This window comes from Methylobacterium sp. WL116 (assembly GCF_008039455.1).
GTDB lineage: Bacteria > Pseudomonadota > Alphaproteobacteria > Rhizobiales > Beijerinckiaceae > Methylobacterium.
In genome coordinates, this window is record NZ_VRUV01000001.1 from 1 (window position 1) to 18,119 (window position 18,119).

At 69.6% G+C, this 18,119-nt stretch carries 20 protein-coding genes; 10 read left to right on the forward strand and 10 right to left on the reverse strand.

The window, feature by feature from the left end; translation table 11 throughout:
- Nucleotides 1-311 precede the first annotated feature (311 nt).
- Nucleotides 312-1,748: a YncE family protein gene (locus tag FV223_RS00005; protein WP_058191643.1), complete on the reverse strand. Its 1,437-nt coding sequence runs from the start codon at nucleotides 1,746-1,748 to the stop codon at nucleotides 312-314.
- Nucleotides 1,745-2,200 (reverse strand): DUF305 domain-containing protein, encoded by a 456-nt coding sequence (locus tag FV223_RS00010; protein WP_056250477.1) that lies wholly within the window; start codon nucleotides 2,198-2,200, stop codon nucleotides 1,745-1,747. The genes FV223_RS00005 and FV223_RS00010 overlap by 4 nt, the downstream gene beginning before the upstream one ends.
- Before the next feature lie 181 nt (nucleotides 2,201-2,381).
- Here FV223_RS00010 and FV223_RS00015 point away from each other — a divergent pair, with 181 nt between their 5' ends.
- Genes FV223_RS00015 through FV223_RS00035 form a run of 5 tightly spaced genes read left to right on the forward strand, consistent with a single transcriptional unit; the run spans nucleotide 2,382 to nucleotide 5,379 of the window.
- Nucleotides 2,382-2,765, forward strand: a complete 384-nt coding sequence (locus FV223_RS00015; RefSeq protein ID WP_147724545.1) for a hypothetical protein — start codon at nucleotides 2,382-2,384, stop codon at nucleotides 2,763-2,765.
- Nucleotides 2,766-2,808: 43 nt separating this feature from the next.
- Nucleotides 2,809-3,318, forward strand: coding sequence for a sigma-70 family RNA polymerase sigma factor (locus FV223_RS00020; protein WP_056250474.1), 510 nt, complete (start codon nucleotides 2,809-2,811; stop codon nucleotides 3,316-3,318).
- Complete coding sequence (locus FV223_RS00025; protein WP_058191644.1) at nucleotides 3,315-4,124, forward strand: anti-sigma factor; 810 nt, start codon at nucleotides 3,315-3,317, stop codon at nucleotides 4,122-4,124. The genes FV223_RS00020 and FV223_RS00025 overlap by 4 nt, the downstream gene beginning before the upstream one ends.
- Nucleotides 4,121-5,011: a LysR family transcriptional regulator gene (locus FV223_RS00030; protein WP_058191645.1), complete on the forward strand. Its 891-nt coding sequence runs from the start codon at nucleotides 4,121-4,123 to the stop codon at nucleotides 5,009-5,011. The genes FV223_RS00025 and FV223_RS00030 overlap by 4 nt, the downstream gene beginning before the upstream one ends.
- Nucleotides 5,008-5,379 (forward strand): DUF202 domain-containing protein, encoded by a 372-nt coding sequence (locus FV223_RS00035; protein ID WP_056250466.1) that lies wholly within the window; start codon nucleotides 5,008-5,010, stop codon nucleotides 5,377-5,379. The genes FV223_RS00030 and FV223_RS00035 overlap by 4 nt, the downstream gene beginning before the upstream one ends.
- A gap of 3 nt (nucleotides 5,380-5,382) precedes the next feature.
- Here FV223_RS00035 and FV223_RS00040 read toward each other — a convergent pair whose 3' ends face one another.
- The 8 genes from FV223_RS00040 to FV223_RS00075 form a co-directional block, all read right to left on the reverse strand.
- The gene (locus FV223_RS00040) at nucleotides 5,383-6,468 is read right to left on the reverse strand and encodes a molybdopterin-dependent oxidoreductase (RefSeq protein WP_147724547.1); all 1,086 of its coding nucleotides are present in this window, start codon (nucleotides 6,466-6,468) and stop codon (nucleotides 5,383-5,385) included.
- Nucleotides 6,469-6,546: 78 nt separating this feature from the next.
- Nucleotides 6,547-7,530, reverse strand: coding sequence for a beta-propeller fold lactonase family protein (locus tag FV223_RS00045; RefSeq protein WP_058191647.1), 984 nt, complete (start codon nucleotides 7,528-7,530; stop codon nucleotides 6,547-6,549).
- Nucleotides 7,531-7,715: 185 nt separating this feature from the next.
- The gene (locus FV223_RS00050) at nucleotides 7,716-8,054 is read right to left on the reverse strand and encodes a cytochrome c (protein ID WP_058191648.1); all 339 of its coding nucleotides are present in this window, start codon (nucleotides 8,052-8,054) and stop codon (nucleotides 7,716-7,718) included.
- An 11-nt stretch (nucleotides 8,055-8,065) separates the two neighbouring features.
- Entirely contained in the window at nucleotides 8,066-9,289 is a 1,224-nt protein-coding gene (locus tag FV223_RS00055) for a molybdopterin-dependent oxidoreductase (RefSeq protein ID WP_058191649.1), read from the reverse strand.
- Nucleotides 9,290-9,483: 194 nt separating this feature from the next.
- The gene (locus tag FV223_RS00060; RefSeq protein WP_058191650.1) at nucleotides 9,484-10,623 is read right to left on the reverse strand and encodes an adenylate/guanylate cyclase domain-containing protein; all 1,140 of its coding nucleotides are present in this window, start codon (nucleotides 10,621-10,623) and stop codon (nucleotides 9,484-9,486) included.
- 101 nt (nucleotides 10,624-10,724) lie between these two features.
- Entirely contained in the window at nucleotides 10,725-11,822 is a 1,098-nt protein-coding gene (locus FV223_RS00065; protein WP_058191651.1) for a putative sulfate exporter family transporter, read from the reverse strand.
- Between the two features lie 147 nt (nucleotides 11,823-11,969).
- Nucleotides 11,970-12,608 (reverse strand): 2,3-bisphosphoglycerate-dependent phosphoglycerate mutase, encoded by a 639-nt coding sequence (locus tag FV223_RS00070; protein ID WP_147724549.1) that lies wholly within the window; start codon nucleotides 12,606-12,608, stop codon nucleotides 11,970-11,972.
- A gap of 273 nt (nucleotides 12,609-12,881) precedes the next feature.
- The gene (locus tag FV223_RS00075; protein ID WP_187275989.1) at nucleotides 12,882-13,295 is read right to left on the reverse strand and encodes a helix-turn-helix transcriptional regulator; all 414 of its coding nucleotides are present in this window, start codon (nucleotides 13,293-13,295) and stop codon (nucleotides 12,882-12,884) included.
- Nucleotides 13,296-13,468: 173 nt separating this feature from the next.
- Here FV223_RS00075 and FV223_RS00080 point away from each other — a divergent pair, with 173 nt between their 5' ends.
- The 5 genes from FV223_RS00080 to FV223_RS31385 all read left to right on the forward strand — a co-directional run bounded on the left by FV223_RS00080 (nucleotide 13,469) and on the right by FV223_RS31385 (nucleotide 17,930).
- Nucleotides 13,469-14,347 (forward strand): DUF6634 family protein, encoded by an 879-nt coding sequence (locus FV223_RS00080; RefSeq protein WP_147724551.1) that lies wholly within the window; start codon nucleotides 13,469-13,471, stop codon nucleotides 14,345-14,347.
- 153 nt (nucleotides 14,348-14,500) lie between these two features.
- A complete protein-coding gene (locus FV223_RS00085; RefSeq protein ID WP_147724553.1) occupies nucleotides 14,501-14,905 on the forward strand; it encodes a hypothetical protein in 405 nt (134 codons plus the stop codon).
- A 62-nt stretch (nucleotides 14,906-14,967) separates the two neighbouring features.
- Nucleotides 14,968-15,747: a metallophosphoesterase gene (locus FV223_RS00090; protein ID WP_058191656.1), complete on the forward strand. Its 780-nt coding sequence runs from the start codon at nucleotides 14,968-14,970 to the stop codon at nucleotides 15,745-15,747.
- Nucleotides 15,748-15,793: 46 nt separating this feature from the next.
- Nucleotides 15,794-16,081 carry a hypothetical protein gene (locus tag FV223_RS00095; protein ID WP_058191657.1) on the forward strand — a complete coding sequence of 96 codons (288 nt, stop codon included), beginning with the start codon at nucleotides 15,794-15,796 and terminating at the stop codon, nucleotides 16,079-16,081.
- A gap of 67 nt (nucleotides 16,082-16,148) precedes the next feature.
- Nucleotides 16,149-17,930, forward strand: a complete 1,782-nt coding sequence (locus FV223_RS31385; RefSeq protein WP_243987285.1) for an AAA family ATPase — start codon at nucleotides 16,149-16,151, stop codon at nucleotides 17,928-17,930.
- The last annotated feature ends 189 nt before the right edge of the window (nucleotides 17,931-18,119 follow it).

Genomic DNA, 18,119 nt, shown 5'->3' on the forward strand with positions numbered 1-18,119 from the left:
GAACAGCTTGGCCAGCACCCCGCCCGCCAGGGGCAGCTCCGTGCCACCGCCTGACCCCGCGCTCAGTCCGCAGATCTTCGAATCCCCATAGGCGGTGCGCTCACACCATCGCGGGTTCGTGCTTGGGCGGTTTGCGGACGCCGGCCCTCAGCCCAGCCGCATGACCTGCGCCGGCCAGCATCCGAAAACCTTCACCTACTCGGTCATAGAAGCGAGCCAATGGCGGCCTTGAAAGCAGACGTTGCAGCCGGACGCGCGCTGCGAACGCATGCTCTCGGATTCCCGCTTCCCGCGCTCGTGAGGCCGCCCGTTCAATCCACAGTCTGCATCTGGACGACGCCGCCGAGTTCACCGGGCTTTCCCGAGACCACCACGAGGTAGCGCCGGCTCGCGCCGGCATCCGTGCGGGTGATCTGGCGGATCGGGCCGATCGCGTTGACGATGGCCGCGCCGGCCGGGTTGGTCATGAAGGCGGCGAGCGGCTCCAGGCCGGTCGCGCCCTTCGAGTCGGCGGCCAGCGCCAGCACGAACGGCATCTTCGAGGGCAGTCCCGTTACCGCGGCCTGCAGCGTCTGCAACACGCCCTGGTCGAACAGGGTTACCTGCGTCGCCGGCTTGCCATCGGTACCCGCGAGCGTCAGCGCGCTGGTCTTGTCGGCTGCGCCCAGCGCTTGGAGGTTCTGCTTTCCGTCCCCCTCCGGCACGGCGTTCGGGACGTAGGCGACGCCCTGCGGACCCTGGCCGATCGGCACCTCGGCGATCACCGTGTTCGACGCGGTGTCGATCACCGCGGCCTTGTCGGCGTTCTCCAGGCCGACATAGACCCGGCTGCCGTCGCCCGAGGGCCAGAGCCCGTGCGGCAGGGCGCCGGTCGGGATCGTTGCGAGCTGGGAGAAATCGTCGGTGCGGAACACCTTGACCTGGTTCAGGCCGCCAATCGTCACATAGGCGAACTGGCCGGCCTTGGTCGAGACGATGTTGACGTGGTTGGTAATCGGCCCGGTCTCGATCGTCTTCAGCGGCGCGAATGGCGGACGCGCCGAAAACACCTGGGTCCGGCCGACATCCTTGAGGGTGAACCACACCTGCTTGCCGTCCGGCGTGGCGGCGATGTCGGGGCAGAACGGGCTCTCCTGCTTCACGCGGCCGACGATGGCGTGGGTCTTGATGTCGATGACGACGGTCTCGGGGCTGAAGCTGGAGCAGACGTAACCGTAGGTGCCGTCCGGCGAGAAGATCGTCATGCCCGGCCCGTTCGGTACGGTGATCCGGCGGGTCTCCATGGCGGTCGCGGCATCGAGCACGGCGATATAGTCCTCGCCGCGCACGCTCACCCAGACCTCTCGGCCGTCCGGCGTGAAGAAGGCTTCGTGCGGCGAGCGGCCGACATAGGCGGTGTGGCGGACCGCGTTGGTCGCCGTGTCGATGAAGCTCACGGAGTTCGAACCGATCGAGACCGCGAGCAGGGTCCTGTGGTCCGGCGAGAAGCCCATGCCGTGAACCAGAAGCTGCCCGCGATAGAGCGGGCTCAGGTTTATCGGCGTCGGGTCGCCGAGCCGGATCACCCCGAGCAGGGTGTTGGCGGCGGGATCGACCACAGAGACCGTATTGGAGAACTGATCGGAGGTGTAGAACCGGTCTTTGCTGCTGATGGGCACGTCGGGCGCCGAGGCGGGGCCCGGAGCCTGCCCGGCGAAGGCCGAGCCGGAGAGCAGCACAAGGGCGAGAACGGTCAGGGCGGTCTTCATCGGCGGTGCTCCGAAGGCATCTCGGCGGCAGGTGCCGCGCCATGGTGGTGAACGGGAGGGGCGCCGGCGGACCGACCCGGCATCGCGGGGCGATCGGCGAGCGCGCGGCGCATCACATCGATCTCCTGGCCCTGCTCGACGACGATCCCCTGCGCGAGGCGGCGCAGGACCGGATCCTTGCCGTGGAGCAGCTCTGCCTTCGCCATCGCGATCGCGCCTTCGTGGTGCGGGATCATCATCGCGGCGAAGTCGCGGTCGGGGTCGCCCGAGGGCGGGACCATCATGTCGGCATGCATCTGCGCCATCGACTGCGCCATCATCGCGTCGAAGGACGCGGACGGAGCTGCCGCTGGCTCGGTGGCGGCCAAGGTCGGGCGCATCATCATCCGGCCGCCGACGAGGCCGCTCGCCATCAGCGCCGCCGTCACGGCAAATCCCAGTGCTCCGCGCATGCGGCTTCCTTTTGATCCGGTGTCGATGGGAAGGATGCCTGGGGCGCGGCTTTATTCCGCGGATGTGGCTGAGAGCCCGTTCACGCCTTCGTGATCTGTCGTCGAGAAGACGCGTGGAATAGAGGCGCCTCTTCGGCATCCCTCCCGATGCGGTCATGCTCGACCGCGGGAGACCTCACCCATGCGCACTCTGCTGATCCGCGCCGCCTTCGCGGCTGTCGCCTTCTCCGCCTTAGCCGCCCAGGCCGCCGCGCCTGCCATGACGGCCGAGACCGCCAAGGGGCCGGCGCTCGTCGATGCCAAGAGCATGACCCTCTACACCTTCGAGAAGGACATGGGCGGCAAGTCGATGTGCAACGGCCCCTGCGCCACCAACTGGCCGGCCCTGATGGCCGCCTCCGGCTCGGCCGCCAGCGGCGACTGGACGATGGTGACGCGGGACGACGGCACGATGCAGTGGGCCTACAAGGGCAAGCCGCTCTACACCTTTGCCAAGGACACCAAGCCCGGCGACATCACCGGCGACGGCTTCCTCAACGGCGCGTGGCACATCGCCAAGCCTTGATCGGTGAATGCCTTGATCGGCCCCCTCTGACCGGGAAACGTCGTTGGACGAGATCGCCGCCCTCATCGAACCGCAGATCCCGGCGTTGCGGCGCTACGCCGTCGCGCTGTTGCGGGACCGCGAGGCGGCCGACGACCTCGTTCAGGACACGCTGGAGCGGGCATTGTCCGCCTGGTCCGGGCGTCGCCGCGACGGCGACTTGCGGGCGTGGCTGTTCACGATCGAGCGCAATCTGTTCCTCGGCGCCGTCCGGCGCCGGGGCCGGCGCGGCGTCGATGTCGGCGCGGAAGCACTGGAGCAGGTGCCCGATCCGGGTATCGACCCGGAAGCCGCGTTGGGAGGCCACGACGTACTCGCCGGGCTCGACACCCTGCCCGAGGAACAGCGCTCGGTGCTGCTGCTCGTCGCGGTGGAGGATCTGTCTTATGCCGAGGCGGCCCAGGTGCTCGGGGTACCGCTCGGCACGGTGATGTCGCGCTTAAGCCGGGCGCGGACACGGATGCGAAGTTTTCTGGAAACTGGCCGGACCGGCCTCTTGAGGAGGGTGAAATGAGCGGGGATCCACGCCCGGTCGGCGAGGACGACCTGCACGGCCTGATCGACGGCCGCCTCGAACCGGAGCGGCAGGCGCTGGTCGAGGCATGGCTCAAAGGAAAACCCGCGCGTGCGGCCGAGGTCTCGGCGGATCGCGCCCTGCGCGAGCGCCTGCGTGCCCGCCTCGCGCCGATCGCCGAGGAGGCGATCCCGGCGCGGCTCCGGGTGGCCAACATTCGCCCGCGACGTCGGTTCGTCGGCGGGGGCTGGTTCCCCATGGCAGCTGCAGCCGTGCTCTGCCTTGCGCTCGGCGGTGCCGGCGGCTGGGTTGGCCATGCCCTGCGCGGCGGACCCGCGACGGCGATGGTGGCGGAGGCACCGGCGACGCAGGACGCGGTCGCGGCCTTTCGCACCTTCGTGGTCGAGGTGGTGCATCCGGTGGAGGTGCGCGCCGACGAGAAGCTCCACCTCGTGACGTGGCTCTCGAAGCGCCTCGGTCACGCGGTCGCGGCCCCCGATCTCGCGGCCCAAGGGTTTCGCCTGATGGGCGGGCGGCTGCTGCCGGCCGGCGCCGAATCCGCAGCGATGCTAATGTACGACGACGACCGCGGAACCCGCCTGTCGCTCTACAGCCGTGTCGGAGACGGCGATGGGCGAACGCTCTTCCGCTTCGCTCGCGAGGGCGATGTCGCCGCCTTCTCCTGGGTCGATGGCGGCATGTCCTACGTCGTCACCGGTCGAACTGATGAGGCCCGGCTGCTCACTGTCGCGCAGGCGGTCGATGCGCAGGTGCGTGGCCTCGCGCCTGATCGTCGGCAGCCGTGACCCTCGACCAGCTCCGCATCTTCGTGGCGGTGGCCGAGCGGCAGCACGTGACGCGGGCTGCCGAGGCGCTGAACCTCGTCCAGTCGGCGGTCAGCACGGCGATCGCCAACATCGAGGGGCGGCACGCGACGAAGCTGTTTCACCGGGTCGGCCGCGGGATCGAGTTGACCGAGGCGGGGCGCGTGTTCCTCGTCGAGGCCCGCGCCGTGCTTGCCCGCGCCGACGCGGCCGAACTGGTGCTCGCCGACCTCAGCGGCCTGCGGCGCGGGACGCTGGCGCTCTACGCCAGCCAGACCATCGCCAGCGACTGGCTGCCTCGCCACCTCGTCGCCTTCCGCCGGGCCTACCCTGAGATCGCTATCCGGTTGGCGGTGGGCAACACCACCGACGCCGCCGACGCGGTGCGCGCCGGGCAGGCCGAACTCGGCTTCGTCGAGGGGGCGCTCGACGACCCGACGCTTGCGAGCACCACCATCGCGCAGGACCAACTGGTCCTCGTGGTCGCCCCTGGCCATGCCTTCGCCGGGGCGACCGACCTCGAACCCGAAAATCTCGCCGGGGCCGACTGGGTGCTGCGCGAGGCGGGATCGGGAACCCGCTCGGCCTTCGAGGCGGCCCTGGGTGCGGCCGGCCTCGCAGCCGCCCAGCTTCGGGTCACGCTCGAACTGCCCTCTAACGAGGCGGTGCGCGCCGCCGTCGAGGCCGGGGGCGGGGCCGCCGTCCTGTCCGAGACCGTGGTCGCCGCAGCGCTTCGGGCCGGAACCCTGGTTCGGGCGGCGTTCGCCCTGCCGAGCCGGCCGTTCCGGGTGCTGCGCCACAAGGAGCGCTACCGCAGCCGGGCCGCCGACGCGTTGCTCGACCTGATCGCGACGGCGGATGCCGGATGAGCGATCCTGCGAAACCCGTGCACCCCGACGATCCCCGGGTGAGGCTCGCCGAGGACCGGACGGTTCTGGCAGCCGAGCGCACCTTCGTGGCGTGGCTTCGCACCGGGCTCGCCTTCCTCGGCGTCGGCCTGGCCGCGCAGCGCTTCCTGCGGGAGGTGCTGGCGGTCTGGCCGCTAAAGGTGCTGTCGCTCACGTTGATCGCCTGCGCGCTTGCCTCGTTCGCCGGCGCCGCATGGCGGGACCGGGCGATTCGGGCGCGTCTCGCCGATGCCGAGATCCCGATGATGCCGCGCATCCTCACCGTCGGGATCGCGGCCTTGCTGATCGCGATCTCGGGCCTTGCGGCCACCGCCCTGCTCTGGGCGTGACTGTTAGGCCACCGTGACCCGTACCCGGTGCCAGGCGGCGCTGAGGTAGCCCTTGTAGTTCCAGGTGTCGTCGGGCGCCGCCGGCTGGGTCTGGCCGGCGGAGTCCCAGGCCCGCACCGCGAGTTCGTGTTCGCCCGCGGTCAGCTCGCGGTCGATCTCCCAGAACGTCCAGGCGTAGGGCGCGTCGGCATCGCGGTCGATCCGGGCCTGTGCCCAGCTGCGACCGCCATCCGTCGAGACGTCGACGCGGGCGACCGCGCGGTCGCTGGCGATGGCGTAGCCGCGGATCGCGTGCCGGCCGGCCTTCAACGCTGCGCCGCGGGCGGGCTCGCAGATCGCGCTGTTGAGCGGCATCGCCTCGATGGTGATGCCGTGGGCCGGGTCGGCGGTCTCGGCCGTCACGTCGGGCGGGAATAGCTTGTAGTCGTCGGCCTGCATCGGATTGTCGGAGGGCTGGTCCTGCACCGTGATGCGGGCGAGCCATTTCGGGCTGCGGATGCCGGCAAATCCTGGAACGACCACACGTAGGGGATGGCCGTGCTCGGGGGCGAGAGGCTCGCCGTTCATCGAGAAGGCGAGCAGCGTCTCGGGGGCCAGTGCCTTGGCGAGTAGGATCGAGGCGCCGAAGCGCGTGTCCGTGTCCGCGATCCGGTCGTGGCTCTCGAAGGCGACGTGGCGCGTACCGCCCGCATCGATCCCGGCGGCGTGCAGGACGTCGGCGAGCCGCACCCCGGTCCATTCCGCGTTGCCGATGGCGCCGGGCGCCCACGGGTCGCCGGAGACCGGGGCCACAGCCAGCATGTCGGCCCGGCGGTTGCCGGCGCATTGCATCACCGCCGTGACGGTGACGTGCGCGAAGCGTGCCTTCAGATCGGCGACGGACAATTCGAGGGGCGTCGCGACCATCCCGTCGACAGTCAGGCGGTAGCCGTCGGCGTCGAGGTCCGGGATGTCGCCGTGGCTGCGGACGTAGAAGTCGGCCTGGTCGGTGAGGAAGGCCGCCCGCAGGCGATCGAGCGGCGGCTCGGCATTGTAGGGCGCCTCGCCGTGGACGATGAGGCGGTCCTTGCGCTGGAACAGGCCGAGCATGGGGTTTTTGTCCTGCGTTCGTGACGTGTCGACGACGAGAACGCGCCGGGGGCGATAAGGCCCCCGACGCGCGTCGCTTCACGGCTTCATCGTCGAGACGACTACGTTCTTCGCCCGGTCCACCACGGCGACGCTGAGGTCGCGGTTGAGGACGTAGGCGTGGGCGTTGTCGGCCGAGAACGCGATCGCCTGGCGCGGCTCGTTCAGGCCGGTCACCGTGGCGACGACCTTGAGGGTGCCGGTGTCGATCACCGAGAGCGAGTTGTCCTTCAGGTTGCCCGAATAGACGAAGCGCCCGTCCGGGGTCAGCGCGGCGCCGTAGGGGTCCTTGCCCACTGCCACCTCGGAGGTGACCTTACGGGCGGCGACATCGACCACGCCGATGGTGTTACGGCCGCTGTTGGCGGCAAACAGCGTCTTACCGTCCTTGGTGATCGAGATGGCGCGCAGCTTGTCGAACCCGGCGATCTCGCCGGTGATCTTGTTGGTGGCGGTATCGACCAACGTGATCTTGTCGCCGAGGAAGTTCGTCACGAACACGGTCTTGCCGTCCGGCGACAGCTTCACGCCCTGGCGCGGCTGCGCGAAGCCGGGGATCACGGCCTCGGCGAGCATGGTCTTGGTGTCGAACACGGTCAGCGTGCTCGCGGCCTCGTTGTTGACGTAGAGCTTGGTCCCGTCGGCCGAGAGCACCGTGCCGAACGCGCCGGGGCCCGCGGCGAGAACGCCGGCCTCCTTGCCGGTGGCGGTCTCGTAGACCGTGATCCGGCCGGTGCCGCTGTCGGAGATGTAGAAGCGGGCGCCGTCCGGTGCGAACACGATGTTGCGCGGCGTGACGAAGCCGTCGAGGCGGCGCAGCACGGTGCCCTTGGCGACGTCGTAGACGACGACGGCGCTCTCCTCGCTGTTCGACACAGCGGCGACAGTCCCGGCGGCGTTCAGCGCCAGGGCGTTGTTCTTGATCGCGCCGTCGAAGCCGGCGGCGAACCCGGGCTGGCCCTGGGCGAGGAGCAAGGCGGCTCCGGCGAGGAGGGTGCGGAGGCTGGTGCGGATATGGTTCATGAAGCGGGTCTCTCGGGCATGCGCACTCGTTCGGCGGCCAAAGGCCGGCCGCGAGGGCTGGTTCGAAATCGGAAATCCGTGGTGCAAGGCCGGGCCGGCCGTGCATCGCCCTGAGGAGATGCCGGAAGGCTCGGTCTATTCCCCGAGGCCGGCGAAATAGCGCGGCGGCCTCGGGATTCGGGGGTTCAGGGCGTCGGCTTCAACGCCGTGAGGTAATCGACGATGGTCTGCACGTCGGCCGGATCGACGGGCGCCTTGTAGACGTGAACCATCTTGTTCACGGTCTCGGTCCACTGCGCCTTCGTGAGCTTGGGCTGGGTCAGCACCATCCCGGCCGAGTGGCAGGCGAGGCAGTTGTTGTTGACCGCCTCGGCCCCCGGCCCGTCCGGGAAGATCCGGTCGGAAGTCGGGAATTCGATCGATTGCGAGCTGAAGCGCATCGGCTCGGGAGCCGAAGCGGCGAGCGCCACCGGGGGAGACAGTATGAGGGCGGCGATGAGGGCCGCAGGGCGGATCGGGTTCATGGCTGTTCTCCTCAAGCGGCCTGGAATGACACGGCCTCGATGCCGTTCTGCATGAAGCCGGCGCCGTTCCAGACCCGGTCCATGGGCTGCGCGACGCCGTTGGTGTTGGTGCAGCGGACCCGGACCGTGTGGGTGCCGGAGGCCAGCGCCGGTAGGCTGCCCTCGAAGCGGCGGAAGCTGTAGGGGCCCTCGTCCGCGCCGAGCTGCGCCGGGAACCACGTCGCCCCGCCGTCGCCGGAGAACTCGACCGCCTTCACCCCGCAATCGCCGCCGAAGGCGATGCCGCGCAACGCCACCGGCGTTCCGGCCGCCACCTTGGCGCCGTCCTGCAGGTTGGTTACGAACGAGCGCGGCACCATCCTGTTGATCGGCACCGTCTTGAAGCCGGTCTGACCGGGCTTGATGTTAGCGCCCGGCACGTCAGGAATGCGGTAAGCGGTCTTCATCCAATATTGGTCGTCGGGCTTGTCCAACACCTCGATGTCGGACAGCATCTTGACCCAGTAGGTCGAGTACCAGCCCGGCACCACGAGCCGGAGCGGGAAACCGTTGAGCAGCGGCAGTTGCTCGCCGTTCATCGCGTAGGCGATCATCACCTCGCCATTGTTGGCGTGGTCGAGATCGAGCGACTTCTTGAAGTCCGGCGCGTCGTCGACCACGGGCTCGTCGAGGCCGCTGAAGCGCACCTGCAAGGCACCGGCCTTCACCCCGGCCTTTTCGAGCACGTCCTTGAGGCGCACGCCGGTCCAGCGGGCGTTGCCCATCGAGCCGTTGGCCCATTGCGCGCCGGGCACACGCGGCTCGAACAGCCCGCGTGAATTGCCCGAGCACTGGTTCACCGCGGCGATCTCGAAGCGGGGCAGGCCGGCGATGGCGTCGAGCGAGAGCGAGAGTTCCTTCTCGACATGACCGTGGACCTTGAGCCGGAAGGTGCCGGCATCGACCTCGGTCGGGATCGAGGCCCAGTGCCAGCGCACGTAGAAGCGGTCGTTGGGGGTGAACACGCCCTCGTCGAATACCGAGAACGGCGTCTCCAGCAGCGGCGGATGGGTGCGTTGAAGGATCATCTCGCCCTTGCCCGGAAAGGCCGTGGTCAGCGTCCGCTCGTCTGGGCCGCCAGGCAGCGGAAGCTTCACCGAGCCCGCCGCCCAGGCCGGTATGGCGGCGCCGAGGCTGCCGAGCCCTAGGCCACCCAGGACGAGGCGGCGGTTCATCGGTCTGTCCAGTCCGTGCATGGTCTCTCCCCTAAGAATGTCGGTGTCGATGCGTTCGAAGGCATCGGACCCGTCGCGATCCCTCGCGACCAGGGAGATGCTACGGGATGCGGTTTATTCCCACCAACGGTCTTTCGCGATACGAATGATCTCCAAACGCGATGATTTGAGAAGTTTCAATCTCCGATGGGACGATCAAGGACGCCGTCTTGGCGTCACGCCGCCGGCGCGCCGACGGGCGCGGTCCTGCGAAGCCCGAACAGGGCGTGACGCTCTGAAAAACCGCGCAGGGCGACGGTGCCGAGAGGTTCGAGGGCATGCGCCAATCCGTCGATGAAAGTGTCGGTGGCGATCAGCGGCGTGTCGTAGGTCTTGCACAGGCGCTCGACGCGAGCGAGCACGTTGAGATCGCGGCCGATCGCCGTGAAGTCGACCCGGTCGCCGCCGCCGATATTGCCGTAGGCGACCTCGCCGACATGAAGTGCGACGCCGACCTCGAAGGCAGCTGTGTCACCGTCGCGCAGGGTCGCAAGCGCAGCGAGTGCGGCCTCGGCGGCACGCAAGGCGGCACGGCGCGCCGCGGCCTCGTCGCGATCGGCATCGAACACGGCCAGTAGCCCGTCGCCGATATACTTCAGCACCTCGCCGCCTTCCGCCTCGATGGCTGGCACGATGGCATCGAACATCCGGTTGAGGGCGGCCACGACACGGTCGGGGCTCTGCCGGTCGGACAGTTCACCGAACCCGCGCAAGTCAGTCAGCATCATCGCGGCCCGCATCAGACGTACATCGCCGCGCCGCACTGTGCCGGCCAGGATTTGCCGTGCCGGGTCGCGCCCGACATAGGCGCTCAGCACCGCGCCGAGCATGTCGTCGAGCGCTTTGATCTCGAACAGCAGCGAGAACGGCTCGACCAGCGCCAGCAACGTGTCGATCTCGATCAGCGTGAAGCCGCCCGGTCTCGCCGTGGCCCAGGAGGCGGCGCCCATGCGTCCACGCGCGGCGCGCAGCGGCACGATGAGGTAGTCGGTCAGACCCTCGTCGCGAAGCTCGCCGAGCACGGGAAACGGCAGCGGCCCATCCCCGTCGAGACGGTATCGGAACGGGGTACGGGTCTCGACCACGTGCTCGACGGTGTTGCCGTGAAAGGTCGGCGTGCCCTCGATGCCGTGGCGGCGACGCAGGGCTAGGCTCGACGCTCCTGGATGCCAGACGCGCATCACCCACCGGAACGACGGATGCAGGGTCGGCGCGTGGGTGGTGGCGCGGGCCAGTGGCAGGCCGAGCCCCGAGAGGCACGCGCTGAACCCGTCGAGAAGGGCTGCCGCGTCCGCCGCTTCGCGACCCGGCCCCATCAACCATCCCGTCGCCTGCGCAACCGCCTCGGACGAAGATTGGGACGAACGTGTCACGGCAGTTCTTTCATCAAGAATTCGGATCGATGCCATAGCGCGGATCAGACGAGGCCGAGCACGTGGATCAGGCCGAGGCTGACGGCGCCCAGCGCAAGGAGCGAGGCGACCACCGCGAGGGTCACCCGCGCGCCGGCCTTGGCGACGCTGCGCACGTCGACCCCGAGGCCGAGCGCCGCCATCGAGACCACGGTCAGCACGTTGGCGGTCTCCGACATCGGCGCGAGCGCAACCTGCGGGACCAGCCCGGCCGAGCGAAGGCCCGCGAGCGCAAGGAAGGCGAGGATGAACCACGGCACCAGGCGGTGGATCGCGAGGCCGCCGCGGGCCGGGCGGTCGCCGGCGGTGACGCCGGGGGCGGCCTCGTCGGTCTCCTCGCGCAGCCGGCTTGCGCCGAGCGAAAGCACCAGGACGACCGGGCCTAGCATCAGCACCCGGACGAGCTTCACCAGGGTTCCGACCTGGACGCTGAGCGCCGCGACCGGCGCAGTGGCGGCGAGGACCTGTGGCACGGCGTAGACGGTGAGGCCGGCAAGCACGCCGTACTGCATCGGCGACAGACCGAGCAGCGGCACCAGCAGCGGCAGGCCGAGCACCACCAGCACGCCCAGCACCGCGGTGAAGGCGATGGAGGCGGCGACGTCCTCGCCGTCGGCGCCGATCACCGGTGCCGTGGCGGCGATCGCCGAGTTGCCGCAGATCGAGTTTCCGCATGCGACGAGGATCGCCATGCGCGGATGCAGCCCGAGCGCTCGGCCGATGCCGTAGCTCGACAGGATCGCGGCCACGACGACGCCCGCGATGCCGAAGAGCAGGCCCGGTCCGGCGGCGAGGATCGTCGCGAGGCTGAGCGACGCGCCGAGTAGTACGACCGCGATCTCCAGCACGGTCTTGGCCCCGAAGGCGATGCCGGGAAAGAAACGCTGCGACGGGGTCCAAATCGTGCGGATCGCGCTGCCGAGCAGGATCGCCAGCACCAGGGCTTCGAGCCAGGCACGACCGAACAGATGCGTCTGGGCGGCTTCGAAGCCGATCGCTGCGGCGGTGACCGCCACGCAGAGGCCCAGTCCCGGAAGGATGGCTCTCGTGCCGGCCAAGGCACGCGTCGAACGAGAGTGGGAGAAAAGTCTTGGCGCGGACATGGATGGCTCCGATGTGATGCCGGAGGATCCCAGGTCCCGTTCATTCACTCCAGCGGAATGATTAGATGCTTTTCATCACTGAAATAGATGAGATGAGGACCCCCTCAGAGTTTGCGGAGACGCATTGTGGGGGGGCGACAGGCGGATTCACCCGTCGATCCAGCTGGCCGTGATCGTCGTGTCCGCAGCAAGCTCATAGATCCTGACGGAGCCCGTCGCGAGTTCGAGGTGCTCGACCTCCGCGGGGCTCAGGACTTCAAGCGCCATGACAAGCGCCCGCAGGCAATTGCCGTGGGCGACGACGAGCACGTCCCCGCACATGACCGCCGGCAGGATGGTTCGGAGGTAGCATGGCACGATGCGGGCGACGGTATCGCGCAGGCTCTCACCGTTCGGCGGCGCCTCGGCGTAGGAGCGGCGCCAGGTCTCGATCCGCTCCGCCCCCCAGCGCGCATCGGCGGCAATCTTGTCGAGCCCGCTGAGGTCGCCGTAGTCTCGCTCGTCGAGCGCGGCGAAGCTTTGGGGGACCGATCCGGGTTGCCCGAGCGCATCGAGGATAAGCCGGCCGCTCACGACGGCCCGCGTCAGCGTCGAGGTGAAGGCAGCGGAAAAGCGCCAGTTGCACTCTGCCAAACGCCGGCCGGCTGCCTCGGCTTCCCTCCGGCCCTGCTCGGTCAAGGGCGAGTCCAGCAATCCCGTGAACAGGCCGGATCGGTTGGCTACGCTCTGGCCATGCCGGACCAGCACGAGATGTCGCGTGACCGGGGCTTTGCAATCGTGAATCACGCTGTCTCCCGAGGCAGAGCACTTTCGTGCCGGTCGCATCGCCTCTGATGATGTCGGCATCCGACTTTAACGAACTTCGACCATTCGATGGGTTGGACCGTCCATCCGGAGACTGCGGGTCATCCTAGGTCCGCTTATGAACGTCTTGCGACTGAAAGCAGCCAAGCTGCTTCCCATCCTTCTCTGACGGTCAGGAATGGGTACCAAGCGTCAGATTTCCACCACTAGCTTCGAGCGGCCGGATGGATGACCCGCGACCCGGCCGGGTTGATATCAGGTGCCGTCCACCGCGCATGGCCTGCCGACGTAGACACCGACGGCCCCGCCGAGCACGCAGAAGCGCGCTCCCTGCGCCTCCAAGGTCTCGCGCAACGCCCGAAGGATACGACCGCCCGGTTCCGTCTTCATGTTCTCGAAGTCGTTGATGGTCTTGCGACTGACCTGCGCCGATGTCGCCAGGTCTTGCTGCGTCAGCCCGAGCATCTCTCGCGCCGCCTGGCAGGCCCCGCCCGGAAACACCGCGCCGGCCGCCAGTTCGTTAACCAAGAGATCCGAAAGCTCCATCGGCGGCTTGCTATGCTGATGATAAAATTTTATACCTGTGGCATAATTCCATTTCCTTGATCGGAACCGCCCTGCCGTCGTCGCCGGATCCAAGTCCGCCGCGCCGTCGAGGCTCCGTTCCATCCTCGCGGAATGGGATCGCTCCATTGCTCTTCACCTTTCACGGACTGGACGGTCGCGCGGCCGCGACACACGCTGCCCTGACCACGGGTTTCGCCCTCGCCATTTCCGGGCGACCCGCCATTGTCCTGCGGATCGCCGGTCCGAACGACGGCGTCGCGCGGCTCCCCCGGACGATGCCAGAGGGCCTGACCTTCGTCGAGAGGACCGCTTCGGCGCACGGTTTCTCGGCCGACGACCTCGGGGACATGCTGGGCGATGGCGATCCGCAGGCCTGCGACGTCGTCCTCGACCTGCCGCTCCACCTCGTCAACGATTCGGACCTGTCGGCGCTGGCGGACCTCTCGATCCTCGTCGTCGGACCGGGCGCGCTCGAAGAGCGGCTTGCCGCCTCCGCAATCGACCGGCTCAACTACGAAGGGCTCCGGCAGCCCTTCTGGCTGCTCGGATGCGGCCGTTCCGGCGGCGGTCCGGATGCGAAGCGCTTCGAACGGTCGATGCGTTCGCTCCTCGGCTGCAAGGCCCACGACCCGTCCGTGCGCTGCTCGTTCCTGCCCGTCACGCTGGCTGCGCCCTCGCGGTCCGAGGCCGACGCGCTCGCGGACGGGTGCCCGCAGCCCAAGACCGTGCGTCAAGGCGTCCTGCTCCTCGCCGCGGTCGAGGTCGCCGCCTCGAACCCACACGCGGCGCGGCTCGACCAGGACGCGTTCGTCGAGGCGCTCGGCCTCGGCGAACGCACCCTCGTCTCCGCCGATCAAAGGCGGCTCTCCGAACGGCTGCGGGATCTGGCCGACGATCTGGAGACCTTGGAGGAAGGAGGTCCGTCTCCGGAAGATCTCGACGACGCGCCGGTCATGCGCGGATGGTCGTTCCAGGTCGGCCGCACCCGGGTGATCGCCGGTCATGTCGTCGATCACCCGACCATCCCGTCGGGCCGGGCGGCGCTGACGTCCGACGTCTACGCCACCGACGGCAGGACCTGGGCGCGCACCCTTTCTAGACTGTACAAATTGGACTCCCCCGCCGTCGCGATGCGACCCGCGGGCCTGCAGTAGCCCGGCACCACGCCGCAAACCTTCCCATCACCTCCGGAGATACCGAGCATGAGCCGTGAAAGGCTTGGGCGTGACCGTGCATGTCCACCGTCGAGAACCGACCCACCCCGCGCCGACCGGGACCCGGCGCGACACACGGCTGCAACGCCCCTGTTGCGCCTCTGGCGGGTCGTCGCACCCCGCGCCCTCGGCCCCGCCACGGCGCGGTCCCTGCGCCTGGTCCTCGGCGGCATCGAACCGCCCTTCGGGCGCCGGCACTGGGACGCCGTGATGCGTGGGGACCCCGCAGCGATGGCGCGGGTCTCCATCACCGCCCTGCGCGTGGGTGGCCCGGCAGGTGCCGGTGCGGACGCGGTCGCCAGCGCCCTGCTGATGCGGGCCCTGGCGGGTGACCGAACCGCCCCGGCGATCCTGGCCGGCGCGCTGCGGAAGCTCGCGCGTCTCCGCCCGGACGACACCCATCTCCCCGTGCTCGCGGAGCAGTGGACGGCGTGGTCGCCCCGCGTTCCCGGGCCGAACCCCTACGACCCGGGTCGCCATCGCGAAGCCCACGCCTGAGCCATCCGCCCGTCGCGACCGCGCGGCCGCCGATACGGGAACTTCCGCACGAGGATCGAACCATGCGCATCTGGATCCTGTCTGATCTGCACCTCGACATCGGGCGGAAGCCCTGGAGCCCTCCCGACATCCCCGATGCGGACGTGGCCGTGATCGCCGGGGACGTGTGCCAAGGCCTTCCCGAGGCGATCGGGTGGGCCGCGCGCACCATCGGGCCGCACATGCCGGTCGTGATGACCGCGGGCAACCACGAGTTCTACAATCGGGTCCACGACATCGAGCTCGCCCGTGGACGCGAGGCCGCCGCGGCCGCCGGCGTCCACTTCCTCGAAGACGGGGTCATCGAGCTCAATGGCGTGCACTTTTGCGGTTCCACCCTGTGGACCGACTATGCCCTCGACGGCGTCGGCCGCCGCGCGGTCGCGATGGAGGCGGCGCGCCGAGGCCTCAACGACCATCGCCGCATCACCGCGACGTTGCATCCCGAGTGGCGTCGCTTCCGTCCGGAGGAGGCGCTCTCGATTCACCGGGCGTCGCGGCGTTTCCTCGACGGCGCGCTCGATGGAGATGCGAACGGTTCGCCGCACGTCGTGGTCACGCATCACGGTCCCGCTCCCGCGTCCGTCCACCCGGCCTTCGAAGGTGATCCGTTGAACCCGGCCTTCGTCTCCGACCTCCGCGAGCTGATCGAGGCGCGGCGTCCGGCGCTCTGGGTCCACGGGCACGTCCATGCCAACCGCGATCACACGGTCGGCACGACCCGGATCGTGTGCAACCCGCACGGCTACCCCTCCGAGAATCCGGGCTTTCGCGACGATCTCGTGATCGAGGTCGGGTCCTGAGGCGGCCCGCCCTCCGGAGCATGGCCGATAAGCCGGGGGCGAAGCGATGACGGCCTACCTGCCCGACGACCTCCCCGAGCGAATCGCCGCCCTGCGCATCCTGGTCTCGCGCCTCGAACGCGTGGCGGCCGGCGCCTCGCCGATCGCGAGGGAGCTGGCATGGGCGCCCCGGCTGGAGGGGTGGGAGGCGGCGTCCCTGCCTTCGCCGGCCGTCCTCGGCGCGGTCGACGGTCGGGCCGTCATCACCGGCAGGATGTGGGCGCTCGATCCGCGGCTGGCATGGGCACTGACCGAGGAAGGCTGGGTGCGGCTGGGGAGCCGCGCCGATCCCTGAAGGCCGAGCGGCCGGGCACGCCCGACGCGACCGCGAACATCCGAGAGACGATTGGAGGCACCTGCCCTTGAGCGCACCCACCGTTCCGCCGAAACTCGCCCGCCGCATCGTCCTGCGTCACCTGCCGCGCCTCCTGCGGGCCGGGTTGGACGAGGACGGGATCTTCGGCCGCGTCCCGGTCGCGCTGGCGCTGGACGCCGGCGCGCTCGATGCCGGCCTCGGCGGAGCCTTGGCCCATTGGGCCGAGCAGGGTCCGATCCAGAATTGGCCGGACCATCCGGCCCCGGACGACGAGGAAGCCGGTGCACCCCGGGGTCCCCGGGCGATCCTCGGCCGCTTCCTCCGTCGGACGCGTCGCCGGTCCCTCGCGCCGGCCCCCGGGGGCCGCCAGCCGGACGTGAGCGCCGAGGTCGTCGCGCTCCTCGACCGTTTCTCGGCCGGGAACGACTGCATGGCCGCGCGCGAGATCGCCGATGCGGTCCTGATCCTGTCCACGCCCCCGACGAACCGGACCGTCGCCACCCGTCTCGCGGCGGCGGCATGGCGCGACCTGGAGCGCGTCGACGAGACCGCCGCGATCCTGCGCGTCATGGATCTCGCCGCCGCGTTCGACGACGACGACGACGACTTCGTGCAGGCCGATGCCGGTCGCCTGCCCGCCGCCTCGGACGGGGAAGCGGCGGATGCGCTCCGTCGGGCCTGGCACGAGGCGGTGGACGCGGCCATGGTAGAGGTTCGCGTCCAGGTCAACGCGCTGGCGCTCGGCCTTTCCGCCATCGCCGTCGGCGAGGCGCCCCGCCATCACGGGAACGAGCGCATCGGGGGCGTCGCGCTGCGGTTCGGCGAGGACGCGCTCCAGCCCGTCGAGCGTCGCGCGCGCGCCGCCGAGCGCAAGCGCCTGGATCGCGAGGCGACCGTCAGGTCGAGCCGGCTCGATGCCCTCAAGGGCAAGGAAGCGGAGCCCGACGAGGACGTCGGCGTGCCCGACGGCCACGTCCTGGTCTGCCGCGCCCTCGGCACCACCGGCAGCGGAAAGGGCAAGGACGTCACCAAGGGCTACGAGAAGGCCATCGGACGCCCGCTGCCGCTGGTCCGGACCCCCAACCTCGCCGTCGTGAGGAAGGCGCTCCTGGCCGAATTCCCCCAGGCCGGCGATGCCATCGATTTCATCCTGCGCGACCTCGTCGGCCGGACCTACGTCCGCCTCGCCCCCCTGCTGATCCTCGGTCCGCCCGGGAGCGGGAAGTCGCGGTTCGCCAGGAGGCTGGGCGAGACGCTCGGGATCGGCATCCTACGGGTCGACGGCTCGAACGACGGTGGGGCGAGCTTCGGAGGAACGGAGCGGCGGTGGTACTCGTCGGAGCCGTGCCGGCCGTTCATGGCGGTGAACCGGTTCCTCCAGGCGAACCCGTTCGTGCTCGTCGACGAGGTCGACAAGGCGCCGACGCGCAGCGACTACGGACGCCTTTGGGACGGAATAATTTCCTTCCTCGAACCCGAGACGGCCGTCCGGTTCCCGGATCCGTGCGTCCAGGCCGAACTCGACCTATCGTGGGTGTCGGTCGTCGCCACCGCCAACGTGGACTGGACGCTGCCCGCGCCCCTTCTCGACCGGCTGCGCGTGGTCGATTTCGCGATGCCGCGGGCCAGTCACCTCGAAGCCCTCCTGCCGGCGCTCCTCGACCAGGTCGCCGCCGAGCGCGGCCTGGATCCCCGGTGGTTCCCGCCGCTGGATGCCGTCGAGACCATGGCCCTTCGCCGGTCGTGGCGGGGCGGCTCCGTGCGCCGCCTGCGCCGGATGCTGGACGGCGTCCTGCGGGTCAGGGACCGCGCCCGCCTCCATCACTGAGCCCGCTCCCTTGGCCGAAGGCCGAGCCCGATGTCCGTAACCGAAACCGTTTCGAGGGGACGCATGCCGCAGCGACGCGAGAGCGATGACCATGTCCTGCCCCGGGTCTTCCGGGAAGGGCCGCCGGCCTGGAAGAGTCGACGTCGCCCCGACCCCACGTCGGTCGCGAACGCCCGCTTCCCTGCCTCG